Origin of the sequence: Chitinophaga lutea (assembly GCF_003813775.1) — a bacterium.
GTDB classification, from domain to species: domain Bacteria; phylum Bacteroidota; class Bacteroidia; order Chitinophagales; family Chitinophagaceae; genus Chitinophaga; species Chitinophaga lutea.
In genome coordinates, this window is record NZ_RPDH01000001.1 from 2,074,912 (window position 1) to 2,097,331 (window position 22,420).

A 22,420-nucleotide genomic window follows, 5' to 3' on the forward strand; every position below is an offset into this window, starting at 1 on the left:
TTGTTTGTATGCTGGTTGTCGTTGTTACATAGGCGACATTTTTATTTTTTGATCCTGATTGTTTTTCCATCTGTTTCGAACCGCAGGTTACCCGTGATTTCCAGCATCTCAATGGCTTTGGACAGCGGTACGTTCCGCGGGATGGTGCCGTTGTACCGGATGGCAGGCAAATGCGCGAAATCCGCTTCCACATTGTACCAGCGGCCCAGCTGGCGGAGCACGTCCACCAGGTAGGTTTCATTGAAAATGAAGTACCCGTTTTTCCAGGCCACCGCTTCTTCGGTATCGACCTGCAGCTTTTGCATGCTGCCCGTTTGTCCATTGAGGCGGCATTGTTCTCCGGGCGCCAGCAGGCTCCGGCCGGCTTTGCCGCTTACCTGCACACTCCCTTCCAGCAGCGTGGTGCTGGTATGGGACTGGTCTCCATATGCCTGCACATTGAAATGGGTGCCCAGCACCGTTACCCGTTGCGCGGCAGTAGCCACCACAAAGGGCTGTTTCGCGTTTTTCGCCACTTCGAAGTATCCTTCGCCCGTCAGCTCCACGAGCCTTTCATGGCCTGCAAACGACGTGGGAAACCGCAGCGAAGATTCTGCATTCAGCCACACCCGGCTGCCGTCGGGCAGCAGGAGGCGGAATTGTCCGCCCCGCGGGGTGGTCAGCGTATTGTAAGAAAGAGTAGCATCCGGTGATGCCGTGGTATCCGCTTCGTATATCAGTTCGCCGGTGGCGGACTTGGAGACTTTGATTTTTCCCTGAGTGGCTAGTTGCCCCTGTGAGGCGTCGTCTACGGCAATTTTGCTGCCGTCGGCCAGGGTGAGATATGCTTTATTACCGCCGGGAGGGGCGTCCTGCACTTTAACCGCCTGAACCGCAGGCTGTTTCGCGGTCTGCCGGTTGGAGAGCAGCCAGCCGCCCAGTGAGGCGACCAACACCACGGCTGCGGCCACTTTAATCCAGCGGCCCATGGGCCTCACTTTCCCTTTTCGCTCATCGATGGACGCATGTATCCTGTCGAGCAAAACACGGTCGTCCGGGTACGCGGCGGCATCCGGGTGGTTGTTTTTCATCAGTTCGTCGTAGTACGCGTTGTACAGGGCGATTTCCTGTTCGGTGGCACTACCATCACTGATTTTGGCTGACAGGGCGATAAATTCTTCTTTGCGCATAAATACATGCTTGTATAGTAATAGGCACGCGGGACGGTGGGTTCCCCCAAAGGGCAGGAAAATATTTTTCAGCGGTCTTCCTCACAGGGCGTCGCTCCTGCCAGGCCCGCCTGGGGGAGAGACGGATGTTTGCGGGAAGTGTGGATGCATAAAGGAGATGATGTGTGTACAAAAAGAGCCTTCCCTTCAACATCACAGGAAAAACATCCACAAATGGAGGCTACCGAGCTTGAGCCGGAGTTTTTTGAGGGCGATGGTGAGCTGGTTTTCCACGGTTTTTTCGGATACGCCGAGCCGGGCCGCGATTTCTTTGTTGGAGAGGTATTCGATGCGGCTGAGATAAAACACCTGCCGGCAGCGCTCCGGCAGTTCTTCGGTAAAGGCGGCGATGATAGTTTTAAGCTCGTTCAGCGCGAGGGCGGAAATGGTGGCCGTATCCGGGATTTCGAGTTTTTCCACTTCCTCGAACAATGAGGGGCGCACTTTGAGCTGGCGGATGTAATTGGCCACTTTGTATTTAACCGCCATGGAAAGATAGGCATGCAGGACCCGCACTTCCAGGTGGCCCCGGTGCTCCCAGAGCCAGATGAATATGTCCTGCAACAAGTCGAGGCAGGCCCCTTCGTCTTTTAAAACGCGGTAGGCGGTGCGGTACAACGACTTCCAGTGCCGATGATAGATTTCATCGAAAGCCGCGCGGTTGCCTGCGTTCAGCAGGTCCACCAGTTCACTGTCCGTATAGATGGAAAACGCCTTCATCCCTGAGCTCAGATAGGCGCAATGTATTGAATTCGGGAGACAAATTAAAATATCCCCCGGCGCTTAACACGCTGTTCACGGGCCGGCGCAATGATATTACATAATTTCTGATTACATTGTCGTATGGTTGCCCTTATTCAATCGAAAGACCGGATCGGTCTCGTCGCAGACATCTCCGGCATCATGGCCCGGGCGAAGCTGAACATCGTTTCCCTTCGCGAACATGTAGACAAAGTGGAGAACCGTTTTTATATCCGCATAGAAACGGAAAACGAAACGGAGCCCGTTGCCCTGGAGCAGGAGATCCGGAAAGTATTGCCGGACGATGCGCTGATTGCCATCAATCCCCGGCCTGAGAAAAAAATCGTGGTGATGGTGACCAAGGAGTACCATTGCCTGGCCGATATACTCGTGCGTCACCAGTTCAAAACGCTGGGCGCCACGGTGCAGTGCGTGATCGGCAACCATGCCGTGCTGCAGGACATCTGCGACCGGTTCGGCGTGCCGTTTCATTTCGTGTCGCACGAAGGGGTCAGTAAAGATGCACTGGAATCCGCTATCCGCGCGCACATCGATGCCTGCGAGCCCGACTACATCGTGCTGGCGAAATTCATGCGCATCCTGAGCCCTGCTTTTGTAGCGGCGTACCCCATGCGGATCATCAACATCCACCATTCTTTTTTACCCGCCTTCGCGGGCGCCCATCCTTACCGACAGGCCTTCGAGCGTGGTGTGAAACTGATCGGCGCCACTTCGCATTTTGTGACCAATGAACTGGATGAAGGGCCCATTATCGCGCAGCAGGTAATCCCGGTCAACCATTCCTATACCGCCGGCGACATGATGAAGGCCGGGCAGGAAATCGAAACCTCCGTGCTTGCCAGGGCGCTGCGGCTGGTGTTCAGCGACCGGGTGTTTGTGTACAGGAATAAAACCGTGGTGTTTGAGTAACAGAAAGCAGGGAAGGAAAAAGAGGTGCGAAAGCCCCATCAATTGTGGAAATTCTGATCCGGGTAAAGATTGGAGCCAGTGCAACACATCGGTATCGCTGTCGGCCGGGTTCACAGGATAGTACATGCGGTGGCTGTACAGGAATAGATGAATTAACTCAACGCGTTAAGCCGTATCCCGGGATGCGGAACGCACTCGCAGGGACTTATATAAAGGCACGCGACCGTCTCAAAAGTAACGTACAATCATCGGTTACTTTTGGGACGGTTCTGTTTAACGTTGTTTAGCGGGAGGAACTGGTGGTGGAGGTGGCCCCGTTTTTTTTGCCTTTTCAACCTTCGGCGGCGGCGGTGGAGGTACATCTTTTTTGATCACGGGCGGCGGAGGTGGGGGAACATCCCCTTCCCGGAGCGCCGGTTTTACCACGCTCCTTACCTCTTCCATTTCCTCGCGGGTCAGGTTTTTATAACTACCGTCCCGCAGGATCTTTTCCCGCGTGGAGGGCTTCAGGTCGCCCAGCCTGATCTTATAGCCGGGTTGAGCTGGCTCATCTTTTGTAACGGCAGGTTCAGTTTTCAGTATGGTTGTTTTTCCTTGTTTGGCGGAAGGAGAAGCATCCTCTTTGATCAACGGCGGTGTGGGTTTTACAGGCTCCCTGGCCTTCTCCTGCGCGTACGCGGCGTTGCCCGCCAGCAAACAGGCGGCCAACAACCAAGAGGTGTGTTTTTTCATAACATCGGATTTTTTACAGAGATGCAGCCGCCGTTCTTTTCCATAAATCTTTTTATCCCAGGTGTGCGATGCCCATGCCCGGGGCGATCTCGAAGGCAATATTCACTTTGGTGCCCTGGGGAGCGCCGTCCTCGTCGTACAGGTCGGTTACGCGGATGGTGAAGGTGGTATTGAACAATACTTTATACAGCTCCACCCTTTCCATACAAAGCCCCATGCCTTTGGAAGCATGTTTGCCAGGGCGGTGGCGCGCCGATTCCGCGCGCCCCACACCATTGTCGATGATTTCACAGACCAGTACTTTTTCTTTCAGGCGCCGCCAGTGGATCTGCAGCCGGCGATGGCCTTCCTTATGCATCAGGCCATGCCAGATGGCATTTTCGAGGAAGGGCTGTATCAGCATGCCGGGCACAAAATATTCATCGGGGTTAATCCCCTCATCGATGAGCAGGCTGAACTCGAAAGGTTTGTCGCTGCGGAGGGATTCTATTTTCAGGTAGTGCCCCAGCAGGTCCACTTCCTCGCGAAGACTGATGAAGTTCTTTTCCGAATGCATCAGCACCATGCGCAGTAGCCGGGCGAAGTTGGATACATAGTCCGCCGCCTTGTCCACATCCGCCGATAAAATGCAGTGATAGATGCCGTTGAGGCAGTTGAAGAGAAAGTGCGGGTTCATCTGGCTCTTGAGGGTCACGAGGCGGAATTCGGCCAGTTGTTTGTGCAGCAGCTGTACTTCCTGTTCCTGTTGCCGGGCCTGTTCTTCCATGAGGGTGCGGCTGATCTTGGACGAGCAGATGGAGGCGATCTTTTCCAGCAGGTATAAATGACCGGCGGTGTAGAAGTTTTTGCGGGAATGCTCGGAGTCGATCACCCCGATTACTTTATGATGCAGGATGATAGGCACGGCCAGTTCCGAAAAGCGCCTTTCGTCGTCAACGATATAACGGGCATCGCGGCTGGTGTCGGGCACGAGTTCCGGTTTGCCGTGGAAAGCAACGGAACCGACGATGCCCCTCCCGACCGGTATCTCGATCGGATCGCGGATTTCAAAGCGCACCGGGTTTTTAGGGCCGAAAGCCGCTTTTTGCACCAGTACACGGCGCTCTTCGTCGAGGAGGTAAATCACACAATCTTCCAGGTGCAGCCGGGAAATGCAGTTTTTGGCCACATCCCAGAGAATGTCGTCCACCGTATTTTTACCGAACAGGGAAGTGGTGAAATAATTCAGGGTGGCCTCCGCTTTGTATTGGCGGCGGTACAATACCATTTTACGGTAGAGCACTGCTGAAACCAGCGCCAGCAGCGTTATGATAAGGATATATGCTATGCCCGGCATGAAGAAGCCCTAATTTCCTCCAAAAATTACTCATTTTTCTTCACAGGGCGTTATCTTTGTTGGATGGAGCAGATTGTGCAGCAAATAGAAGCATACAAACAGGAAATTGCCGCCTTCCAGCCGAAAAACGCGGAAGAGCTCGAGCAGTACCGTATCAGATTCCTGGGAACCAAAGGCCTGGTGAAATCCCTGTTCGGGGAAATGAAAAACGTGCCGAACGAGCAGAAAAAGGAGTTCGGACAGGTGCTGAACGCCTTCAAAGTATTGGCAGAAAGCCGGTATGAAGCATTTCAGCAGCTGAAAGACGAGGCTGCGGGCGCTACCGGCCAGCTGGATCTGACGCTGCCCGGCGAACCGCACCGCCTGGGCACCCGCCATCCCATCAGCCTGGTGCGTAACAAGGCCATCCGTATTTTCGAGCGCCTCGGCTTCACCATCGCCGAAGGCCCCGAAATCGAAAACGACTGGCACAACTTTACCGCGCTCAACCTGGCCGAAAACCATCCCGCCCGCGACATGCAGGATACGTTTTACGTGCATAACAATCCCGACTGGCTGCTCCGCACCCACACCTCTTCCGTGCAGGTAAGGGCGATGGAAGAAGGCAAACTGCCCATCCGCATCATCTGCCCCGGCCGCGTGTACCGCAACGAAACGATCAGCGCCCGTGCCCACTGCTTCTTTCACCAGATCGAAGGGCTCTATATCGCTGAAAACGTATCGTTTGCAGACCTGAAACAGACCCTGTACTACTTTGTGCAGGAGTTCTTCGGCGAAAACTTCAAAGTCCGCTTCCGTCCCTCCTTCTTCCCGTTCACCGAGCCCAGCGCCGAAATGGATATTTCGTGCCTGATCTGCGGCGGCGAAGGCTGTAACGTGTGCAAACATACCGGCTGGGTAGAGATACTCGGCTGCGGCATGGTGCATCCGCAGGTACTGGAAAACTGCGGCATCGATTCCGGTAAATACACCGGCTTTGCTTTCGGTATGGGCATAGAAAGGCTTACCATGCTCAAGTACCAGATCAAAGACCTGCGCCTGTTCTCTGAAAACGACGCCCGCTTCCTGAAGCAGTTCCAGGGTACCGTGTAGCACAATACATTTGCTTCCCAATCCGATTTCATGGATATACAAACAATTGCTGTATGCGGAGCCGGCACCATGGGCGCCGGTATTGCACAGGTGGCCGCTTCCGCCGGGTTCCGCACGCTGTTGTTCGACGCCAGCCCCGAAGCACTTGCCAGGGGCATGGAGATGATACGCCAGAGCCTGCAACAGGCGGTGGACAAAGGGAAGAGCACGCCCGAAAAAATGGCCGCCGCACTGCAGCTCCTGCAACCGGTCAATACACCGGATGCCTGCGTGGCGGATGTGATCATCGAGGCCATCGTGGAACAGCTGCCCGCCAAAACCGCCCTTTTTACCAACCTCGCCACCTTCAACGGTTCCCGTACGATATTCGCCACCAATACGTCGTCCCTTTCCATCGCCGCCATCGCGGCAGGCGTTCCTCACCCGGAGCGTGTGGCCGGCATGCACTTCTTCAACCCCGCCCATCTCATGCGGCTGGTGGAAGTGGTACGCGGCCCGCAAACCAGCGATGAGGCGTTTGCCGACCTGATCCATCTTACGCAGGAGATGGGCAAGCAGCCCGTGCGCGTGAAAGACGCCCCTGGTTTTATCGTGAACCGCGTGGCCCGTCACTATTACCTCGAAGCGATGCAGATCGCCGCAGAAGGAGTGGCCGACCTTGCCACTACCGACGCCCTGCTCGAAGCCGCGGGCTTCAAACTCGGCCCGTTTGCACTGATGGACCTGATCGGGAACGACATCAACTATGCCGTCACCACTTCGCTGTATGAAGCTTTTCAACACGCCCCCCGCTTCCGCCCGTCGCCCCTGCAGGCCGATAAAGTTGCCAGGGGTGAACTGGGCCGTAAAACCGGCAAAGGTTTTTACAACTATTGATTTACATTTGCGTTCACCAACTTTCAAAACACCATGATCCTTGTTACCGGTGGTACTGGTTTTTTAGGCAGCTACTTATTGCAGGCCCTCGTGAAGGCCGGCAAGCCCGTGCGAGCCCTTTACCGCCAGCACATCCCGGAACAGCTGGATGCCGTCAAAAACAGTATCGAATGGGTGCAGGGCGATGTGCTCGACGTAGGGACGCTCGAAGATGCGATGCAGGGTGTGGAGCAGGTATATCATTGCGCGGCGGTGGTGTCTTTCCACCCCGACAGAAGGGTGCAGATGATGAAAGTGAACGTGGAAGGCACGGCCAACGTGGTGAACCTGGCGCTCGATGCCGGTGTCCGGAAACTGGTGCATGTCAGCTCCGTGGCTGCCCTCGGCCGCGCGAGAGAACAGGCCGCCATCACGGAAAAATCTCCCTGGGAAGAAAGCACCAACAACTCGTACTACGCCATCAGCAAACATCTCAGTGAAATGGAAATCTGGCGCGGCATCGCCGAAGGGCTCAATGCCGTGATCGTGAACCCTTCCATCATTCTCGGCACCGGGTTCTGGCACGACGGCTCGGGCATGCTGCTGAAAAACGCCTGGAAAGAATTCCCTTATTATACCGAAGGCATCAACGGGTTTGTGGATGTAAAGGATGTGGTGCAGGTGATGACGCGGCTGATGGACAGCCACATCGCTGCGGAACGTTTTGTGCTGAATGCCGACAACTGGCCTTACCGCCGGCTGTTCGCCGTAATGGCCGAAGCGATGGGGAAAAAGCCCCCGCACATCGCCGCCAAACCCTGGATGGCGGAACTGGTATGGCGCGCGGCTAAAATCAAAAGCTGGTTCACCGGCAAACGTCCCCTTATTACAAAAGAAACAGCCCGCACCGCACAACTCAAGGTGTACTACGATGCGGGCCGCATACAGGAAGCGCTGCCCGGTTTCCGCTTCCGCCCGCTGGAAGATACCGTGCGGGAAATCTCCGCGGCCTTCCTCGCCGACAAACAACGGCAGGCGAACTAACGCCTTTCTCCCAGTTTATCATTAAATATCAAAGCCAGCATGGCGCCGGCCAGTGTTTGCCGCATGGCGGCATCGGCTTTTTCATGTATCCACACCTGCGGCGTTTCTCCGGGTATCACGGCCGCCACGGGGATGCCCTTCAGCTGGAACTCGTAACATACCTTCTCGTAGCTGTTGCGGGTGCCGTACCGGTTATGCGCCGATACCCGCACTTCGTCGGTGGCGGAGCGTAAAACGCCCACAGGTTTATTGTCGTTCAGCTCAAGAAAAGAAAGGTTGCGTTTCAGGATGAATTCCCAGCTTTTTAAAGGCGCGGAACTGACGGCGCCGAGGGTTGTGTACCAAAGCGGCGCATCGCCCGTTAAACTGTTCAGATAGGCCGGTAAGGGACGGTTCGAAAACGTGATGCGGGGCGTGCTCAATACCTGCACGGGAAACTGCTCGCTGGCGGTTTTCACCGTGAAATAAAAAGCGTCAGACACGTTTCTCCATTGTTTGGGCGGTGTGTTCGCCGCCACGCCATTGGTGCGGGAACTGGTGACATAATCCCCGAGCGTGATGGTTTTGGCGGTGAGCCAGCCGTCTTTCACTTTCACCGCCACTTCGTGCGGCTGGATGTAGAGGCCGGGGTCTTTTTTCACCACTGCCGGTTTGGGTGCGGTGCAGGCGGTCAGTAACATCCCGAAGGCTACGACGCCGGTTACAATCTTTGTTGCCATAGGTAATTGATCTAGCTGTTCAGCCGGGTCCACATTTCAGGAATGCGTTTTATCCAGGCCAGTTCTTTTTTCTTTTCGCGGGCTTCTTCCACGGGCGAGCCGAAATAGGTTTTGCCTCCTTCGATGGAGCTGCCCACGCCGCTCTGTCCGAGAATAACGGCGCCCTTGCCGATGGTCAGGTCTTTGTTCACGCCCACCTGTCCCCAGATGATCACGTTATCTTCCACCTTCACCTTGCCACCGATGCCAACCTGTGCGGCGAACAGGCAGTTGCGGCCGATCACCGCGCCGTGCCCGATGTGCACCATGTTGTCGAACTTGGTGCCGCGCCCGATGATGGTGTCGCCGCTCACACCTTTGTCGATGGTGCAGCCCGCGCCTATTTCCACATCGCTTTCGATGATCACCCTGCCGCAGCTCTCCAGTTTGTCGTACATCACTTCCCGGTCAGCTCTTCTCTTGAAATAAAAGGCATCTGCCCCGAGCACCGTTCCGGCATGGATGATCACATTGTCGCCGATAACGGTATGGTCGTAGATGGTGACGTTGGGATGAATAACGCAGTTTTTCCCGATGCGGACGTGATGCCCGACGAATACCTGGGGGAACAGAACGGTGCCTTCACCTACCACTGCCGTATCGCTGATGGGCGTAGTGGCGGGTACGAAAGGCCGGTAACGTTTCACCAGGCTGACGTAAGCGCTGAAGGGGTCGCTGATCACCAGCAGGGCTTTCCCCGCGGGCGCTTCCACCTTCTTGTTGATGATGATGATGCTGGCTGCTGAATGAAGGCTGGCGTTGTAATACTTCTCAAAATCTACAAAGGTGATGTCGCCCTGCTCTACCTTGTGTATCTCGTTGATACCGGTAGCCATGAGCGCATCATTGCCTTCCAGTTCCGCGCCGATCAGCGCCGCTATTTCTTTTACCGCAATCGGTGAATCAAACTTCATATGAACTTCGTTAAAGTGAGAGCAAAGTTAGGGGGCGTTATCCACAATTTTTTTTTGCTTGTGAATAAAATTTCTTGTAAAATTTTTCTTTTGTGATGAAATTCTTTTTAATATTGTGTAGGGAAATTTGTTTCCCTGTACTTACTAACCCATTCACATAACAAGAAAGTCTGATTGTTCTCACGGTCAGACTTTTTTTATTGCCTCTGCATCCTGCACGGGCAAAGCGTTTCAGCCGATCATGTTTTTGTGATGTTAAAAAAGCAGCGTTGCCGGATGCCTGCTCAGATGCCCTTACGCGACCCGGAACAGGGAGCCGCGGTTTTTCATTTTTCCTTCGTTTTGATGCTTCCGGGACCTTTTTGAACTTAAAAAATTTTAAAAAGGATGCTTCGGGCGGGCGGGTTATCCTAATCCTGCAGGTTCGCCATGTTGATGAGCTTCTGTAATTGCAGTATCCTGATCTTTTTACCGGGCAGATCGATCACTTTTTCTTTCCTGAACTCGGAGAGCAGGCGGATGGCAGACTCCGTTGCGGTGCCTACGAGGTTGGCGATTTCTTCGCGGGAAAGGGTTACGTTGATGGTTTGCCCGTCGTCTTCCACACCGTATGTTTCCTTGAGCGTCAGGAGGGTTTCGGCGAGGCGTTCCCTTACCGGTTTCTGGGCTAGATGGGTTATTTTCAGTTCAGCCCTTCTCAGTTCGCTGGTAAGTATCTGCATCATCTTGAGGGAAAGCGCGTTGTCTTTCTGCAGTATCTGTAAAAACACATCGCGGGGGATGAAACATACCGCACTGTCTTCCAGCACGGTGGCGGTGGCCGTATATGGTTCGTTGCTAATGAGGGCTTTATAACCGATGAGATCGCCGGGTTTGACGAGGCGGATGATCTGCTCCCTGCCTTCGTCGCCGCTGTGCGAAAGTTTTACCTTCCCCGTATTGATGCAGTAGATACCATAAGGATGCGCGCCTTCCTGGAAGATCACCTGTCCCTTTTTGTAGATCATGCATTGTTTGACGTTGGCAATTTCGGCTATGTGAGCCGGTGATGCAGCCGAAAAAACCTCTCCGGGATACTTGTTGCAAAACCGGCATTCTGTGTGATCGCTTAACATATCATGCGCCATAAAACCTCCAAGGATGGGCCAAAATTACTAATTTACAGTCCCTTAACCAAAGTAAGTAGCAGTGAGCCTCCACTATTTTGTTGTGTATAAGCCTTATGAGGTATTGACCCGCTTCGGGAAAGAAGGCGACAAAGCAGTTTTATCCGACTTCTTCAACGTGCCGAAAGATGTGTACCCGGTGGGGCGGCTGGACTACGACAGCGAGGGCCTGCTGATCCTCACCAACGACAAATCGCTGAACCACCGGCTGCTGAGCCCCCGGTTCGGGCATGAAAGGGAGTATTGGGTGCAGGTAGATGGCGCCGTTACCAACGAAGCCATCCGCAGGCTGCACGAGGGGGTGGAGATCAACGTAGACGGCAAACCGTACCGTACGCGGGGTTGCGATGCGGCCATCTTCCCCGAACCGCCGTTTGTACCGGAACGGAACCCGCCCATCCGTTTCCGCAAACACATTCCGGCCCCCTGGCTCCGGCTGATACTGCGGGAAGGGAAAAACCGCCAGGTCCGTAAAATGACCGCCGCCGTTGGTTTCCCCACGTTGAGGCTCATCCGTTACCGGATAGAAAAACTGGATGTGGAAGGGATGCAGCCAGGCGACCTGGTGGAGATGAAGCAGGCCGAAATCTATAAAGCCCTCTTCAAATAGCGCCCGTCCCTCCAAATTGCCTGGTTCCCAATCCGAAATATGGCTTAATTTAATTAGGTTTGTCACACTAAACAGATAATATGCTCAAATCCATGACCGGCTTCGGCCGTGCGGAAGTTACCCGGGGGGAAACAACCATTCTCGCGGAAATCAAGTCGCTGAATGGGAAACAGTTTGAGGTCAACCTTAAAATGTCCCCTCTTCTGAAGCCCTATGAATTCGACATCCGGAACCTGTTGCAGCAGGAGCTGCAGCGCGGAACGCTGGATGCCACCATCAACATCAAACAAAACGGCGCAACCCGCCCCGTGGTGATCAACACGGAGCTGGCCCGGTATTATCACCAGGCTATCACGGCCATGGCCACCGACCTTTCGCTGCCGCAGGAAGATATGCTCAACGTGCTGATGAAACTGCCGGAAGTGGTAACGCCCGCCTCCGAACAAATGGAAGAGTCCGAGTGGCTGGAAGTGGAAAAGATCATCCGCGCCGCCATCGCCGAAATGGATGCTCACCGGGTAGACGAAGGCACCATGCTGGAAAAAGACCTGCTGCTCCGCATCGACAATATCCTGCTGTATACCGAGAAGGTGAAGGAACTGGACCCGCTGCGGAAAGACAAAGTGCGCACCCGCCTCGAAACCCTGCTGGCCGAATACGTAGGCAAAGAAAACGTGGACGGCAACCGCATGGAACAGGAACTGATCTTCTACCTGGAAAAACTCGACATTTCGGAAGAACTCATCCGCCTGCAGAACCACTGCCGGTACTTTAAAGACATCCTCGCCGAAACGGACGCCGCCAAAGGCAAGAAACTGGGCTTCGTGCTGCAGGAGATCGGCCGCGAAATCAACACCACCGGCTCCAAAGCGAACGATGCCGGCATCCAGCAATGGGTAGTGATGATGAAAGACGAACTGGAAAAGGCGAAAGAGCAGGTGCTGAACGTACTGTAAAGAAGGATGTGCCGATAATACAGCCGGCGGCGGCAACAAAAGGACCGCTGAGGCCTTCCCGCGAAACTGCCGGTTAAGCGCGGCTGCCGGACCTCTGAAAAAGATCATAAAAACGCCTGATGCGATGAGCATGCCATCAGCCGCTTGAAAAGACAGGATCACTGGTGAAATATTCCGCCAGCTTCTTTATAACAGACGGATTCACTGATGAAACGCATGTTCCATCAGACCTGTACAAAACAAAGATCACTGATGAAACGTATGTTCCATCAGACCCATACAAACAAAGATCGCTGATGCATGTATGTTTCATCGGCCTGATTAAAGACAAAAGACTACTGATGCAATCTATATTCCATCAGCCCTTTAAAAAAGACAATAGAAACGTGATGAAACTTGGTTTCACCTGCGCCCTTCTGGGCATGCTCGCCCTTGCATGCAAGCCGCCCAGGATGGATACATTCGAGAAAAACCGCGATATCAGCCGGTCTGACTGGGCGGTGAACGACAAGCCTTTTTTTGAACTGGAGCTGGCGCCCGAGGATACGGCGTATTATTTTAACATGTACGTCAACGTACGGCATACCGACGCTTACCCTTACAGCAATCTCTGGCTGCTGATCAACACACAAGCGCCGGGAGACAGCATCGGCACCACACGCCGGGTGGAATTGCCCCTGGCGGACACCTACGGCAAATGGACAGGCAGCGGCGTGAACGGCATCGTTGTGACCGGCAAGGACGATATATTCGAGCACCGCATCCCCATCCAGCAAAACGCCATTTTCAGCAAACCCGGCCGGTACCGCTTTACCTTTGAGCAGAACATGCGCCAGAATCCCCTGCCGGACATCCTGAGCGTGGGCCTGCGCATCGAAAAGGGCGCACCGCGGAAATAGAACACCATGAAAAAAACGGCATCCTGGTTTCAAAGCAAAAAACTCATTTCCGGCATCTACGTGTTTGTGCTGGCCTACACCGTGCTGCAGCTGCTCTGGTGGGGCGTGCTCCTGCACCAGCAGAGCAAACAGATTGCCGGGTACGAAAGGCTGGAACTGACGCACCGGGTACATGAACTGACGCAGCCTGCCGAGTTTTCGTATGAGATGCAGCGCCTCCAGAAAGAACAGCAGATGCGCACCTTCAAATACGTAGGCGAGGGCATCATCTTCCTGGTGCTGATACTGGCCGGCGCCGCCGTGGTGTACCGCGCGGTGTGGAAACAGATGAAACTCTCCCAGCAGCAGCAAAATTTTATGATGGCCGTTACCCATGAGCTGAAAAGCCCCATCGCGGTAGCGAAACTGAACCTCGAAACGCTGCGCAGGCACAAGCTGGATGAAGAAAAACAGGCCAAGCTGCTCGACAATACCATCCGGGAAACCAACCGCCTCGACCAGCTCTGCAACAACATCCTGCTGGCGTCGCAGTTCGAGCATCAGAAATACCAGCCCTACCTGGAAAAGCTCGATTTTTCGCAGCTCATACAGCTGGGGGTGGACGAACTGAAAGGCCGCATCGCCAGCCATCAGCTCACTTCGTTTATCCAGCCGGGCATCGAATTGCAGGCAGACCGGTTCATGATGCAGCTGCTGCTGAACAACCTGGTGGAAAACGCGGTGAAATATGCGACGAAGGGCACCGAAATACAGGTGCGGTTGTATACCGAAACGGAAGAAGATGAGGAAGAACCGGTGCTGAAACTCGAAATCTGCGACGAAGGCGAAGGCATCGACCCTGCCGAAAGGAAGCGGATATTCGAGAAGTTTTACCGCATTGGCAACGAAAACACCCGCAAATCAAAAGGATCCGGCCTGGGCCTTTACCTCGCTAAAAAGATCGTGGAGCAGCATGGCGGCCAGATTGCAGCGATTGACAATGAGCCCAAAGGCACCTGCTTCCAGATCGTCTGGGACGAATATTCTACCCAACCCGCATAAAATTAACGGGTTGTACGTAATTTTATAGACAATTAGCTAAATACCACATCAATATGAAGGAAGCGACGAAAGCATCGATATTGCTGGTAGAAGATGAAGAGAACCTCCAGGAAGCCCTCAAGCTCAACCTGGAACTGGAGGGGTATGAAGTAACCGCGGCAGACAACGGCACAAGCGCCTTAAAAGCCGTGAAGAACGAATATTTTGACCTGATCATTCTCGATATCATGCTGCCCGAAATGGACGGCCTGGCGGTATGTGAAAACATCCGCATCCAGAACAATGAAGTGCCCATCCTGTTCCTGAGCGCCAAGAACAGCAGTGCAGACCGGGTGCTCGGCCTCAAGAAGGGCGGCGACGACTACATGACCAAACCCTTCAACCTCGAAGAGCTGCTGCTGCGTGTGGAAAAGCTCATCGTGAAGAACAAGAAGATACAGGACAAAGACAGCGTTCCCAACGTATACCGCTTCGGCAACAACATGATCGACTTCGCGGCGCAGGAATGTGTGGGCAAAGACGGCAAGCGCCATGAGCTCAGCAAAAAAGAAACCATGCTGCTGAAGCTGCTGATCGAAAACAAAGGCGAAGTAGTGACCCGTGAAAAAATACTGCAGGTAGTATGGGGCTACAACGTATATCCTACTACCCGTACCATCGACAATTTTATTCTCAACTTCCGCAAATACTTCGAGCAGGACAGCCGCAATTCCCAGTATTTCCATTCCGTGCGCGGGGTGGGTTACAAGTTTACCGATGGCTGATCACCAACTATCCCCCCGCCGCTGCCATTTGTAAGGCTCCCCCTGCCAGCTATTCAATCCCCCTTTTCCGGGGTGGGAAAGGGGCCTATCTTTGATTGGCTTAGGAAACTTTTATGTATAACCCCACCAGCGACCCGGGAATATGGCATACTTGTATGGCGCCTCTTTTAACGGAGGTGCTGGCGGCTATGGGCAAATTCATTTACTGGGGCCTCTTTACCGGGGCCGTGATAGTGCTGGGCGTATTTTTCTGGTGGCGCGAACGGGGCCTGCGGAAAAAAATGCAGGCGCACGCTTCCGCACAACGAAGCCGGGCCACCCTGGAACTGCATACCTTCCAAAGCCAGATGGACCCCCACTTTATTTTCAATAGTCTCAACGCGATCCATAACCGCATCCTGTCCGCCAGTACCGAACAGGCGTCCGATTACCTCACGCGTTTTTCGCGGCTCATGCGCCTGGTGCTGGAAAACAGCAGCAAAGAATGGGTAAGCCTGCAGGAAGAACTGGAGGCACTGGAGCTTTACCTTCAGCTGGAACAGCTCCGCTTCGAGAAGTTCGATTATACCGTTACCTGTTTGCCGGGCTCCGACACACACTCGTTAGTGCCTCCTTTTATCGTGCAGCCGTATGTGCAAAGCGCCATCTGGTATCGCCTGCTGCAGCGCCCTCCCGGAGGACGAGGCCGTCTGAGCGTGGAAGTGGGGCGCAAAGAAGGAGGGTTGTACATCCGCCTGGAAGATAACGGCGTGGCGCGGCAAAGCGCTTTCAGCACCTTTCAGCAAAAGACCGCGGGCACCCGTGTGGCGGCGGAAAGGCTGCACTGGCTCAACGCCCGGTATCATACACATGCCGCCGTTACCAGCGGCCACCTCTACGATTCCCATCACCAGAAAACAGGGACCTACACCATCATTCATTTACCGGATGTAAACCCCGCATCCAAACCGGAAGAAACAGTGTTTTTTCAGTAATTTAGCGATGCCAGGTCATCCAAAATCAACGCGCTTGCATGCATACGATAATTATTGACGATGAAAAACATTGCAGGGACGTGCTGCAAATGCTGCTGACGCGCCATTGCCCGGAAGTGATACTCGACGCCGTCTGCGAAGGGGCTGAAGAAGGACTGAAAGCCATCGAAAAATACCAGCCCCGCCTCGTTTTCCTCGACGTGGAAATGCCGGGCATGAACGGTTTCGATCTTCTTGAAAACTGCAGCCGCAGAAACTTTTCCGTCATCTTTACCACCGCTTACGACCAATACGCCATCAAAGCCATCCGCCACAGCGCGCTCGATTTTTTACTGAAACCCGTTGATAAGGAGGAGCTCATCCTCAGCGTACAAAAAGCCCTGAACCAAAGCGCCTCGCCCGGCCCGAAAGTGGACGCCCTGCTCCAGTTCCTCCATCAGCACGTACAGCATAATGAAAGACTCGCCCTGCCTACGGTAGACGGCCTGCGGATGATGCCCGTAAAAGAAATCCTCTATTGCGAATCGGAAGGAGGTTATACCCGCGTGTTCCTGCAAAAGCACGAAAAGCCGGTGCTGATCTGCCGCTCGTTGAAAGAAGTGGACGAGGTGCTGAAAGACAAAGGGTTTTTCCGCGTGCACAACAGTTATATCATCAACCTTTCTTACATGGAAAAATACATCAAGGGAGACGGAGGGGAAATCATCCTGAGCAACGGCAAAAGCATCCCCGTGTCGCGCAACCGCAAGCAGGATTTCCTGACCAGGATTGAAAAGCTCTGAGAAGCGGGGTTACAGTTTTTTCAGGCCGCCAACAGGCATCCAGCCGGTTTTACCGTCGGCCAGCTGCACTTTACTGAAGTCTTTCGTACCATCCAGCACTTCCACCTTCACGCCTTCCTTTACTTCAAACAGGTCTTTGCTGCCTTCGTCAGGGGCGGATTTGACTTTGACGCTGCGCTGTATCACGATGGCGGTGCTGTTGTTGTACGCCTTGTTCTGCATCCATGCGGCCATGCTGAAATAGGCGATGAAAAACACGCCCACAGCGGCAACGGACCAGCGGATGTATGATTTCCGCATACCGGGCATGAAGAAATAGAGGATAATGCCGCCACAGAGCAGCCAGAACCATACGATACTGCCGATGGCCCAGCCACGTGCGGAATGGAGCTGCTGCAACTGCAGCCACCAGCGCTCGAAAAAGAGCAGGGGCAGCGCCTCGATGTTATTGCTCACGCGCTGGTTGGCGAGGAAAAGATTATGTTCAATGCCTTCGTCGCCAGGGCGGAGATGTAGCGCTTTTTCAAAACTATACACGGCCATGCCGATCTGGTTGCTTTTGTAATAAGCATTGCCGGCGTTAAAATACAGATCGGCCACCTGGTACCCGGAATCGATCACCTGCTGGTATTTGGCGGCAGCTTCTTTGTACTGTTGCTGCCGGTACAGCTGGTTGCCCTCGATAAACGATATGGGCTCTTTTTGCGCCTGCACCATCAGTGCAGTGCAGACAAGGAAACATAGCGTGACTGAAAATCGCATACTCTTTTATTTTCCGGCCTTGTGCTTTAATTGATCTTCGATATCGGTAATGATCTGAACGGCCTCCTGGTAAGCGTCCTGGCGGTGCTCGATACTGCTGGAGGGCGCATACAGCGCCATTTCGCAGCGATCTGTGAGCGCGAACAGTTTTTGCATCGTATCGGCCCGCAGCTGCTGCGCGCTCAGTTTTTCCTGCACCACCTGTTTGTTCAGTTCGGCCATGGGGATTTTCAGTTTGTGGCTGAGGTATCCCCACATGCCTTTGGAGGTTTCTTCATAAAATGCTTTGTCTTTTCCCTCGCGCAGGTAACGGGCAGCCAGTTCGAGGCGCTTGAGCGCCACCTTGTTGGCGTGTTTATGGCGGAGCATCGCCGCATTGCTGCTCCGGAAATCTTCGCGCCGGCGGTACCATGCCATGCCGCTCACGGCGAGCAGCGGCAACAGCAGCAGCGTCCAGAAAAGGGGTTTGCCGAAGAAGAAGGGGCTGCGTTTGTTCCATTGGCTGACCGTGGTGCGGATACCGGCCAATTCCGTTTTGCCGGCGAAATCTTCTTTCTCTTTTTTGATTTGTTTGCCTGCGATCACATGCAGGGGGAAGGCGGCAGAGGAAAGTGTTTTGTAAGCATTGGCCTGCGGGTCGAAATAGGAGAACTCCACCGGCGGCAGCTCATAATCCCCTTTTTCCTGCGGCATGAGCACATACTGAAACTGGCGGCTGCCGCTGAGGGGATTGCTGTTCTTTTCGATATTGTCTGATACGGTGGGATCGTATTTTTCAAACGCACCTGGCACATTCAGCGGCGGCGCATTCAGCAGGTTCACATTGCCGTGCCCGCTGATGGTCACTTTCAGGCTGAGCGCATCGTCGGTGCTGAGCTCTTTTTTATCCGTCCCGGCCGTCATGGTAAAACTTCCCACGGCGCCGTTGAAACTGGCGGGGCGGCCTTCCGCGGGCAGCGGCTTCACCGTCACCTTTACCACCGGGCTCTGAATTTTATACGGCACTACTTCATATTCGTGGTTACCGAAAGCATCGTCGAAAAAGGCGTCGTCAAACGGGCTGCTGCCGAAGGCGTCCCTAAAGAAGGGATCGTCGGCGAAGGGATTTTTTCTTTTGCCCCGCTGCATTTTCACAAGATGTACCTGGTTGTCCACTTCTGCGGGATCCAGCTCCAGCTGGCCGGATTGCAGGGGAAAGAGCAGGGTTTTGCGGATGATAAACACTTTATACGGTACGCCGTTCACCGTTTCTTCGTAGGCTTGCGGCGGGTTGGGCAATTCGATATCCCTGGCCGAAAACCCTTTGAACGCGGGCACTTTGGTCACGTTGGAATTCGTCGGCAGGCGGGTGTAGAGTTTATACGTGGCCGTGAGCTGCTGCCCCTCGTATACGGTGGTTTTGTCCACCTCTACTTTTACGAAAAGATTTTTGCGGAGTTTTTCCTTCACGTCTTCGCCGCTCCGTAAAATGGCGGGGTCGGCGTTGAGGCGGGGCCTGCCCTGCTGCTGGGGATATTGTTGCGGTTGCTGCGGCGGCATCACCGAGCCGGCGCCCCCTTTGCTCACCTCCATGTTGGTGGGATTGCTGCGCACCAGCCGGCCGTCTACCCGCGCCGTGGCGCCGGGAATGGTGAAAGTGCCCACCTGTTTGGGGCGCAGGATGTAGCTGAACGCCACATAGGTGGTCATTTTCCCGTTAATGTAGGTGCTTCCCTGCATCTGGCTGGGGCCCTGCACCACGTCGAATCCTTTAAACGCCGGAGGCTCAAATGCGCTGAGGTTTTCCGCATTTTCGAGCATGAACTGTATCTGCACCATTTCATCGAGCGCGATACTGTTGGAATTTACATGGGTAGTAAACCGGAATTCCTGCCCAACGGCAGCCAGTGCCGCCCCGCATAGCAGCAGCAGCGTAAAACAATACTTTTTTAAAATGGCAGCATTCAATATCATTCTGAATACAAATTTAACCAAAGCCGTTGCGCCTCTCTTTCAATATGCGTTAAAAGTTAGTTAAAAAAAGCCCTAAATAGGCCACAGTAAAGGATTTTACTCAATATCCCCCAGCATGGGCCGCATCATGATGTCTTCCACCACAGCCTGTTCGCTGAGGTTGTACGCCGCCCATATCATATCGGCCACATCTCCGGGCTCCATCAGCCGCTCCCGGGGGCCTTCGAACCCCTGCCAGGAGGCCGTCCAGGTGGGGCCCGGGCTTACCGACGTCACCTTTATCCCGAAGGGTTTCATTTCTTCGCGCAGGTTTTTCGAAAAACCCAGCAGCGCGAATTTGGTGATGCTGTATGAGCCGCCGTTGGGGTACGCCCGGTGGCTGGCGGTGGAACAAAGATTAAAAATATGTCCTTTCCCGGCCGCTTTCATGCCGGGCAGTAAATATCGCGTCAGATGGTAGGCGCTGTACAGGTTGACGGCCATCATGTTCTCCAGGTGCCCCTCTTCTTCTTCGTGCACGGCGCCGGGCACAAAAATGCCGGCATTGTTGACCAGGATGGCGGGCGCTTCACCCAATACCCCCGTCACCTTTTTCCCGAAGGCCACCACCTCCTCTTTTTTGCCCATATCCACCACTTCGGCCAATACCTTCGCACCCGGCCGCTTTGCAGCCACGGCCGCACGGGCGGCTTCGAGCGTATCCGCATGGCGCGCGCAAATGGCGATATCGAATCCCTCCGCGGCCAGCCGCTCCGCCACTGCTTTCCCTATGCCCTTGCTGGCGCCGGTAATGATTGCATACATGTGTTCCAAGATTGTTCAGCATGCATTTTACACAATGCTTTCCATTTTTGGAAATAAGAACGGCTGAAAGGTTAAAAACACCCATGTCGGCAGGTTGTCGTAAATTTGCAGCACAACAACAGCTGCCAACGCTACAGAACAGATTATGCGATATAAACATATTTTTTTTGACCTGGACCATACCCTCTGGGATTTTGAAACCAACGCCGTAGCCACTTTACAGGAACTTTATACGGAACACGAGCTCGACAAAAGAGGCATTCCCTCTTTCGACACCTTTTACGCGAGCTACTCCGTGATCAACGATAAACTCTGGGACCGCTTCCGCAAAGGGTTCATTAACAGGAATGAGCTCCGTACCAAACGCTTTACCATGACGTTCCTGGAGTTCAAGATGTGCGACGACAAACTGTGCGACTCCATGGGTAAACGCTTCCTGGAAGTGCTGCCTACCAAAACCGCCCTGTTCCCGCACGCCATCGAGGTGCTCGACTACCTGCAAGAAAAGCAGTATCCCATCCACCTGATCACCAACGGGTTTGAGGAAACGCAACGCCTGAAAATGAAACACTCCGGCATTCACGATTATTTCACGCACATCGTTACCTCGGAAACCGCCGGTTCGCTGAAACCGCACCGCGATATTTTCGATTACGCGCTGAAACTGTCGTCTACCAGCGCCGCCGAAAGCATTATGATCGGCGATACGCTCGACGTGGACATTCTCGGCGCCAAGGAAGCGGGCATGGACCAGGTGTATTTTGCGCCGGATAAAACGCAGGAAGGGGTAACGCCTACTTACACCATCCGGAGCCTGAAGGAACTGAAGGATATCCTGTAGCAGGATTGAACTGCCTTAAAAAGGGCCATCAAAACCTTCCGCGGGCACGTTTTCGGATTGATCATATCATAAAAACAGGCGCGTCCGCCATGGACGCCGCCCACCATAAAAAAGTAAGGGGTTGCACCAAACGGTACAACCCCTTACTTTTTACGCATATCTTTTATCCTTTCGGAGCAGGTTTAGCAGGTTTCTTGGCCGCAGCGGCCGTTTTGAGGGCGGCGGCTTTAGACGGCATAGACACGCAGCAGGATTTGTTTTTAGCGGTTTGGGCCTCTTTGCAACAGCTGGCATCCGCGCCTTTGTTACAGGTCTCTTTTTTCGCCTGCTTGTCTGCCGCGGCTTTCTCCTGTGCCACTGCCGGACCGGCCAGTAAAGCGATAGCGGCACATGCCAAAAACAATTTCTTCATAGTTGTTGCTTTTAAATTTTAACGAAAGATACCAGCACTTCCAGCAGGAACAGCGCCAGGTGCCATTTGCCTTTCCTGGACGGCTGTGATTTTTTAAGGAATGAATATTTTGTTTTTCCCATAACCGGCTGCTTGTTTCCTGAAAATAGGCTATTCCTCCCGTAAAATAATGTTAAAACTATCCCAGCTTCGCAATCACCGTTTGTCCGCCCCTTACCGTTTGCTCCAAAGCGACGTCCACTTTGGTGCCTACCGGCAGGTAGATATCTACCCGGGAACCGAATTTGATGAAGCCCATTTCTTCGTTCTGGCGTACCTGCATGCCCGCTTTCAGGTAGTTGACGATTCTGCGGGCCAGGGCGCCGGCGATCTGGCGTACCAGGATTTCCTGTTTGCCGTTGCCGATCACCACGGTATGGCGTTCGTTTTCGGTGGATGATTTCGGGTGCCATGCAACGAGGTACTTACCGGCATGGTACTGGCTCAGCTTCACCTCGCCGCTGATGGGATTACGGTTCACGTGCACATTGGCAGGGCTCATGAAGATCGACACCTGCAGGCGTTTATCCTTGAAATATTCCGCTTCGAAAGTTTCTTCGATCACTACCACTTTACCGTCGGCCGGGGCAATCACCAGCTGTTCGTCCTGTTTCATTTCACGGGCCGGGATGCGGAAGAAGGAAACGATAAACAGGAAAAACACAACAGAAACGGCTAAAACCGTCCACGTCAGTACCGGCGCGCCGGGCAGCCAGTAAAACAGGGCGCCGTTCAGCAGCGCCAGCAGCACAAAAACCAGGGTGATGGTAGCTGTTCCTTCCCGATGGATTGTCATTGTTCAATTCG

General features: G+C 53.9%; 24 protein-coding genes. 12 read left to right on the forward strand and 12 right to left on the reverse strand.

From position 1 onward, the window contains the following. Positions 1–41: 41 nt before the first annotated feature. Complete coding sequence (locus tag EGT74_RS08285) at positions 42–1,169, reverse strand: FecR family protein (RefSeq protein ID WP_123846037.1); 1,128 nt, start codon at positions 1,167–1,169, stop codon at positions 42–44. A 192-nt stretch (positions 1,170–1,361) separates the two neighbouring features. Further along, positions 1,362–1,928: an RNA polymerase sigma-70 factor gene (locus EGT74_RS08290; protein ID WP_123846038.1), complete on the reverse strand. Its 567-nt coding sequence runs from the start codon at positions 1,926–1,928 to the stop codon at positions 1,362–1,364. Between the two features lie 123 nt (positions 1,929–2,051). Between EGT74_RS08290 and purU the strand changes: the two genes are divergently transcribed. Continuing rightward, on the forward strand, positions 2,052–2,879 hold the full coding sequence (purU, locus tag EGT74_RS08295; RefSeq protein ID WP_123846039.1) for a formyltetrahydrofolate deformylase: 828 nt from the start codon (positions 2,052–2,054) through the stop codon (positions 2,877–2,879). 273 nt (positions 2,880–3,152) lie between these two features. Here the strand turns inward: purU and EGT74_RS08300 are convergent, their stop codons facing one another. Continuing rightward, positions 3,153–3,611, reverse strand: coding sequence for a hypothetical protein (locus EGT74_RS08300; protein WP_123846040.1), 459 nt, complete (start codon positions 3,609–3,611; stop codon positions 3,153–3,155). Between the two features lie 52 nt (positions 3,612–3,663). After that, positions 3,664–4,947: a histidine kinase gene (locus EGT74_RS08305; protein ID WP_123846041.1), complete on the reverse strand. Its 1,284-nt coding sequence runs from the start codon at positions 4,945–4,947 to the stop codon at positions 3,664–3,666. Positions 4,948–5,010: 63 nt separating this feature from the next. Between EGT74_RS08305 and pheS the strand changes: the two genes are divergently transcribed. From pheS to EGT74_RS08320, 3 genes are read left to right on the forward strand one after another with little or no spacing between them, the layout of a single operon-like run. Beyond that, on the forward strand, positions 5,011–6,039 hold the full coding sequence (gene pheS, locus EGT74_RS08310; RefSeq protein ID WP_123846042.1) for a phenylalanine--tRNA ligase subunit alpha: 1,029 nt from the start codon (positions 5,011–5,013) through the stop codon (positions 6,037–6,039). 30 nt (positions 6,040–6,069) lie between these two features. Continuing rightward, positions 6,070–6,915, forward strand: a complete 846-nt coding sequence (locus EGT74_RS08315; RefSeq protein ID WP_123846043.1) for a 3-hydroxyacyl-CoA dehydrogenase family protein — start codon at positions 6,070–6,072, stop codon at positions 6,913–6,915. 33 nt (positions 6,916–6,948) lie between these two features. Then, on the forward strand, positions 6,949–7,938 hold the full coding sequence (locus EGT74_RS08320; RefSeq protein WP_123846044.1) for an NAD-dependent epimerase/dehydratase family protein: 990 nt from the start codon (positions 6,949–6,951) through the stop codon (positions 7,936–7,938). Here EGT74_RS08320 and EGT74_RS08325 read toward each other — a convergent pair. The 3 genes from EGT74_RS08325 to EGT74_RS08335 form a co-directional block, all read right to left on the reverse strand. Then, positions 7,935–8,657, reverse strand: a complete 723-nt coding sequence (locus EGT74_RS08325; RefSeq protein ID WP_123846045.1) for a hypothetical protein — start codon at positions 8,655–8,657, stop codon at positions 7,935–7,937. The genes EGT74_RS08320 and EGT74_RS08325 overlap by 4 nt on opposite strands. 11 nt (positions 8,658–8,668) lie before the next feature. Then, positions 8,669–9,610, reverse strand: coding sequence for a UDP-3-O-(3-hydroxymyristoyl)glucosamine N-acyltransferase (locus tag EGT74_RS08330; RefSeq protein ID WP_123846046.1), 942 nt, complete (start codon positions 9,608–9,610; stop codon positions 8,669–8,671). A 410-nt stretch (positions 9,611–10,020) separates the two neighbouring features. Continuing rightward, a complete protein-coding gene (locus EGT74_RS08335) occupies positions 10,021–10,617 on the reverse strand; it encodes a Crp/Fnr family transcriptional regulator (protein WP_246008152.1) in 597 nt (198 codons plus the stop codon). 202 nt (positions 10,618–10,819) lie between these two features. Between EGT74_RS08335 and EGT74_RS08340 the strand changes: the two genes are divergently transcribed. The 7 genes from EGT74_RS08340 (at position 10,820) to EGT74_RS08370 (ending at position 16,802) form a co-directional block, all read left to right on the forward strand. Next, entirely contained in the window at positions 10,820–11,386 is a 567-nt protein-coding gene (locus EGT74_RS08340; RefSeq protein ID WP_246008153.1) for a pseudouridine synthase, read from the forward strand. Between the two features lie 80 nt (positions 11,387–11,466). After that, on the forward strand, positions 11,467–12,342 hold the full coding sequence (locus tag EGT74_RS08345; RefSeq protein ID WP_123846049.1) for a YicC/YloC family endoribonuclease: 876 nt from the start codon (positions 11,467–11,469) through the stop codon (positions 12,340–12,342). Positions 12,343–12,683: 341 nt separating this feature from the next. Beyond that, entirely contained in the window at positions 12,684–13,241 is a 558-nt protein-coding gene (locus EGT74_RS08350) for a gliding motility lipoprotein GldH (RefSeq protein WP_158618057.1), read from the forward strand. Between the two features lie 6 nt (positions 13,242–13,247). Further along, the gene (locus EGT74_RS08355) at positions 13,248–14,282 is read left to right on the forward strand and encodes a sensor histidine kinase (protein WP_123846051.1); all 1,035 of its coding nucleotides are present in this window, start codon (positions 13,248–13,250) and stop codon (positions 14,280–14,282) included. 53 nt (positions 14,283–14,335) lie between these two features. Continuing rightward, complete coding sequence (locus EGT74_RS08360) at positions 14,336–15,046, forward strand: response regulator transcription factor (RefSeq protein WP_123846052.1); 711 nt, start codon at positions 14,336–14,338, stop codon at positions 15,044–15,046. Between the two features lie 155 nt (positions 15,047–15,201). Next, complete coding sequence (locus EGT74_RS08365; RefSeq protein WP_158618058.1) at positions 15,202–16,020, forward strand: histidine kinase; 819 nt, start codon at positions 15,202–15,204, stop codon at positions 16,018–16,020. A gap of 38 nt (positions 16,021–16,058) precedes the next feature. Further along, positions 16,059–16,802, forward strand: coding sequence for a LytR/AlgR family response regulator transcription factor (locus tag EGT74_RS08370; protein WP_123846054.1), 744 nt, complete (start codon positions 16,059–16,061; stop codon positions 16,800–16,802). A 9-nt stretch (positions 16,803–16,811) separates the two neighbouring features. On the opposite strand, the gene EGT74_RS08375 is transcribed toward EGT74_RS08370, so the two are convergent. The 3 genes from EGT74_RS08375 to EGT74_RS08385 all read right to left on the reverse strand — a co-directional run bounded on the left by EGT74_RS08375 (position 16,812) and on the right by EGT74_RS08385 (position 20,321). Then, positions 16,812–17,564, reverse strand: a complete 753-nt coding sequence (locus tag EGT74_RS08375; protein WP_123846055.1) for a tetratricopeptide repeat protein — start codon at positions 17,562–17,564, stop codon at positions 16,812–16,814. A gap of 6 nt (positions 17,565–17,570) precedes the next feature. Beyond that, positions 17,571–19,517 carry a BatD family protein gene (locus EGT74_RS08380; RefSeq protein WP_123846056.1) on the reverse strand — a complete coding sequence of 649 codons (1,947 nt, stop codon included), beginning with the start codon at positions 19,515–19,517 and terminating at the stop codon, positions 17,571–17,573. Between the two features lie 96 nt (positions 19,518–19,613). After that, on the reverse strand, positions 19,614–20,321 hold the full coding sequence (locus EGT74_RS08385) for an SDR family oxidoreductase (protein ID WP_123846057.1): 708 nt from the start codon (positions 20,319–20,321) through the stop codon (positions 19,614–19,616). Positions 20,322–20,466: 145 nt separating this feature from the next. Between EGT74_RS08385 and EGT74_RS08390 the strand changes: the two genes are divergently transcribed. Beyond that, complete coding sequence (locus EGT74_RS08390; RefSeq protein WP_123846058.1) at positions 20,467–21,162, forward strand: YjjG family noncanonical pyrimidine nucleotidase; 696 nt, start codon at positions 20,467–20,469, stop codon at positions 21,160–21,162. 163 nt (positions 21,163–21,325) lie between these two features. Here the strand turns inward: EGT74_RS08390 and EGT74_RS08395 are convergent, their stop codons facing one another. Together EGT74_RS08395 and EGT74_RS08400 are read right to left on the reverse strand one after the other, a co-directional pair. Further along, positions 21,326–21,574, reverse strand: a complete 249-nt coding sequence (locus tag EGT74_RS08395) for a hypothetical protein (protein ID WP_123846059.1) — start codon at positions 21,572–21,574, stop codon at positions 21,326–21,328. 178 nt (positions 21,575–21,752) lie between these two features. Continuing rightward, entirely contained in the window at positions 21,753–22,409 is a 657-nt protein-coding gene (locus EGT74_RS08400; RefSeq protein WP_123846060.1) for a phosphatidylserine decarboxylase family protein, read from the reverse strand. Positions 22,410–22,420: the final 11 nt, after the last annotated feature.

Coding starts and splice junctions, on each gene's coding strand:
- EGT74_RS08355 (WP_123846051.1), top strand. CDS start 13,248: ATGAAAAAAACGGCATCCTGGTTTCAAAGCAAAAAACTCATTTCCGGC.
- EGT74_RS08390 (WP_123846058.1), top strand. CDS start 20,467: ATGCGATATAAACATATTTTTTTTGACCTGGACCATACCCTCTGGGAT.
- EGT74_RS08325 (WP_123846045.1), bottom strand. CDS start 8,657: ATGGCAACAAAGATTGTAACCGGCGTCGTAGCCTTCGGGATGTTACTG.
- EGT74_RS08285 (WP_123846037.1), bottom strand. CDS start 1,169: ATGCGCAAAGAAGAATTTATCGCCCTGTCAGCCAAAATCAGTGATGGT.
- EGT74_RS08300 (WP_123846040.1), bottom strand. CDS start 3,611: ATGAAAAAACACACCTCTTGGTTGTTGGCCGCCTGTTTGCTGGCGGGC.
- EGT74_RS08375 (WP_123846055.1), bottom strand. CDS start 17,564: ATGCGATTTTCAGTCACGCTATGTTTCCTTGTCTGCACTGCACTGATG.
- EGT74_RS08290 (WP_123846038.1), bottom strand. CDS start 1,928: ATGAAGGCGTTTTCCATCTATACGGACAGTGAACTGGTGGACCTGCTG.
- EGT74_RS08335 (WP_246008152.1), bottom strand. CDS start 10,617: ATGATCTACAAAAAGGGACAGGTGATCTTCCAGGAAGGCGCGCATCCT.
- EGT74_RS08385 (WP_123846057.1), bottom strand. CDS start 20,321: ATGTATGCAATCATTACCGGCGCCAGCAAGGGCATAGGGAAAGCAGTG.
- EGT74_RS08305 (WP_123846041.1), bottom strand. CDS start 4,947: ATGCCGGGCATAGCATATATCCTTATCATAACGCTGCTGGCGCTGGTT.
- pheS (WP_123846042.1), top strand. CDS start 5,011: ATGGAGCAGATTGTGCAGCAAATAGAAGCATACAAACAGGAAATTGCC.
- EGT74_RS08365 (WP_158618058.1), top strand. CDS start 15,202: ATGGCGCCTCTTTTAACGGAGGTGCTGGCGGCTATGGGCAAATTCATT.
- purU (WP_123846039.1), top strand. CDS start 2,052: ATGGTTGCCCTTATTCAATCGAAAGACCGGATCGGTCTCGTCGCAGAC.
- EGT74_RS08380 (WP_123846056.1), bottom strand. CDS start 19,517: ATGATATTGAATGCTGCCATTTTAAAAAAGTATTGTTTTACGCTGCTG.
- EGT74_RS08315 (WP_123846043.1), top strand. CDS start 6,070: ATGGATATACAAACAATTGCTGTATGCGGAGCCGGCACCATGGGCGCC.
- EGT74_RS08370 (WP_123846054.1), top strand. CDS start 16,059: ATGCATACGATAATTATTGACGATGAAAAACATTGCAGGGACGTGCTG.
- EGT74_RS08395 (WP_123846059.1), bottom strand. CDS start 21,574: ATGAAGAAATTGTTTTTGGCATGTGCCGCTATCGCTTTACTGGCCGGT.
- EGT74_RS08345 (WP_123846049.1), top strand. CDS start 11,467: ATGCTCAAATCCATGACCGGCTTCGGCCGTGCGGAAGTTACCCGGGGG.
- EGT74_RS08350 (WP_158618057.1), top strand. CDS start 12,684: ATGCAATCTATATTCCATCAGCCCTTTAAAAAAGACAATAGAAACGTG.
- EGT74_RS08330 (WP_123846046.1), bottom strand. CDS start 9,610: ATGAAGTTTGATTCACCGATTGCGGTAAAAGAAATAGCGGCGCTGATC.
- EGT74_RS08360 (WP_123846052.1), top strand. CDS start 14,336: ATGAAGGAAGCGACGAAAGCATCGATATTGCTGGTAGAAGATGAAGAG.
- EGT74_RS08400 (WP_123846060.1), bottom strand. CDS start 22,409: ATGACAATCCATCGGGAAGGAACAGCTACCATCACCCTGGTTTTTGTG.
- EGT74_RS08320 (WP_123846044.1), top strand. CDS start 6,949: ATGATCCTTGTTACCGGTGGTACTGGTTTTTTAGGCAGCTACTTATTG.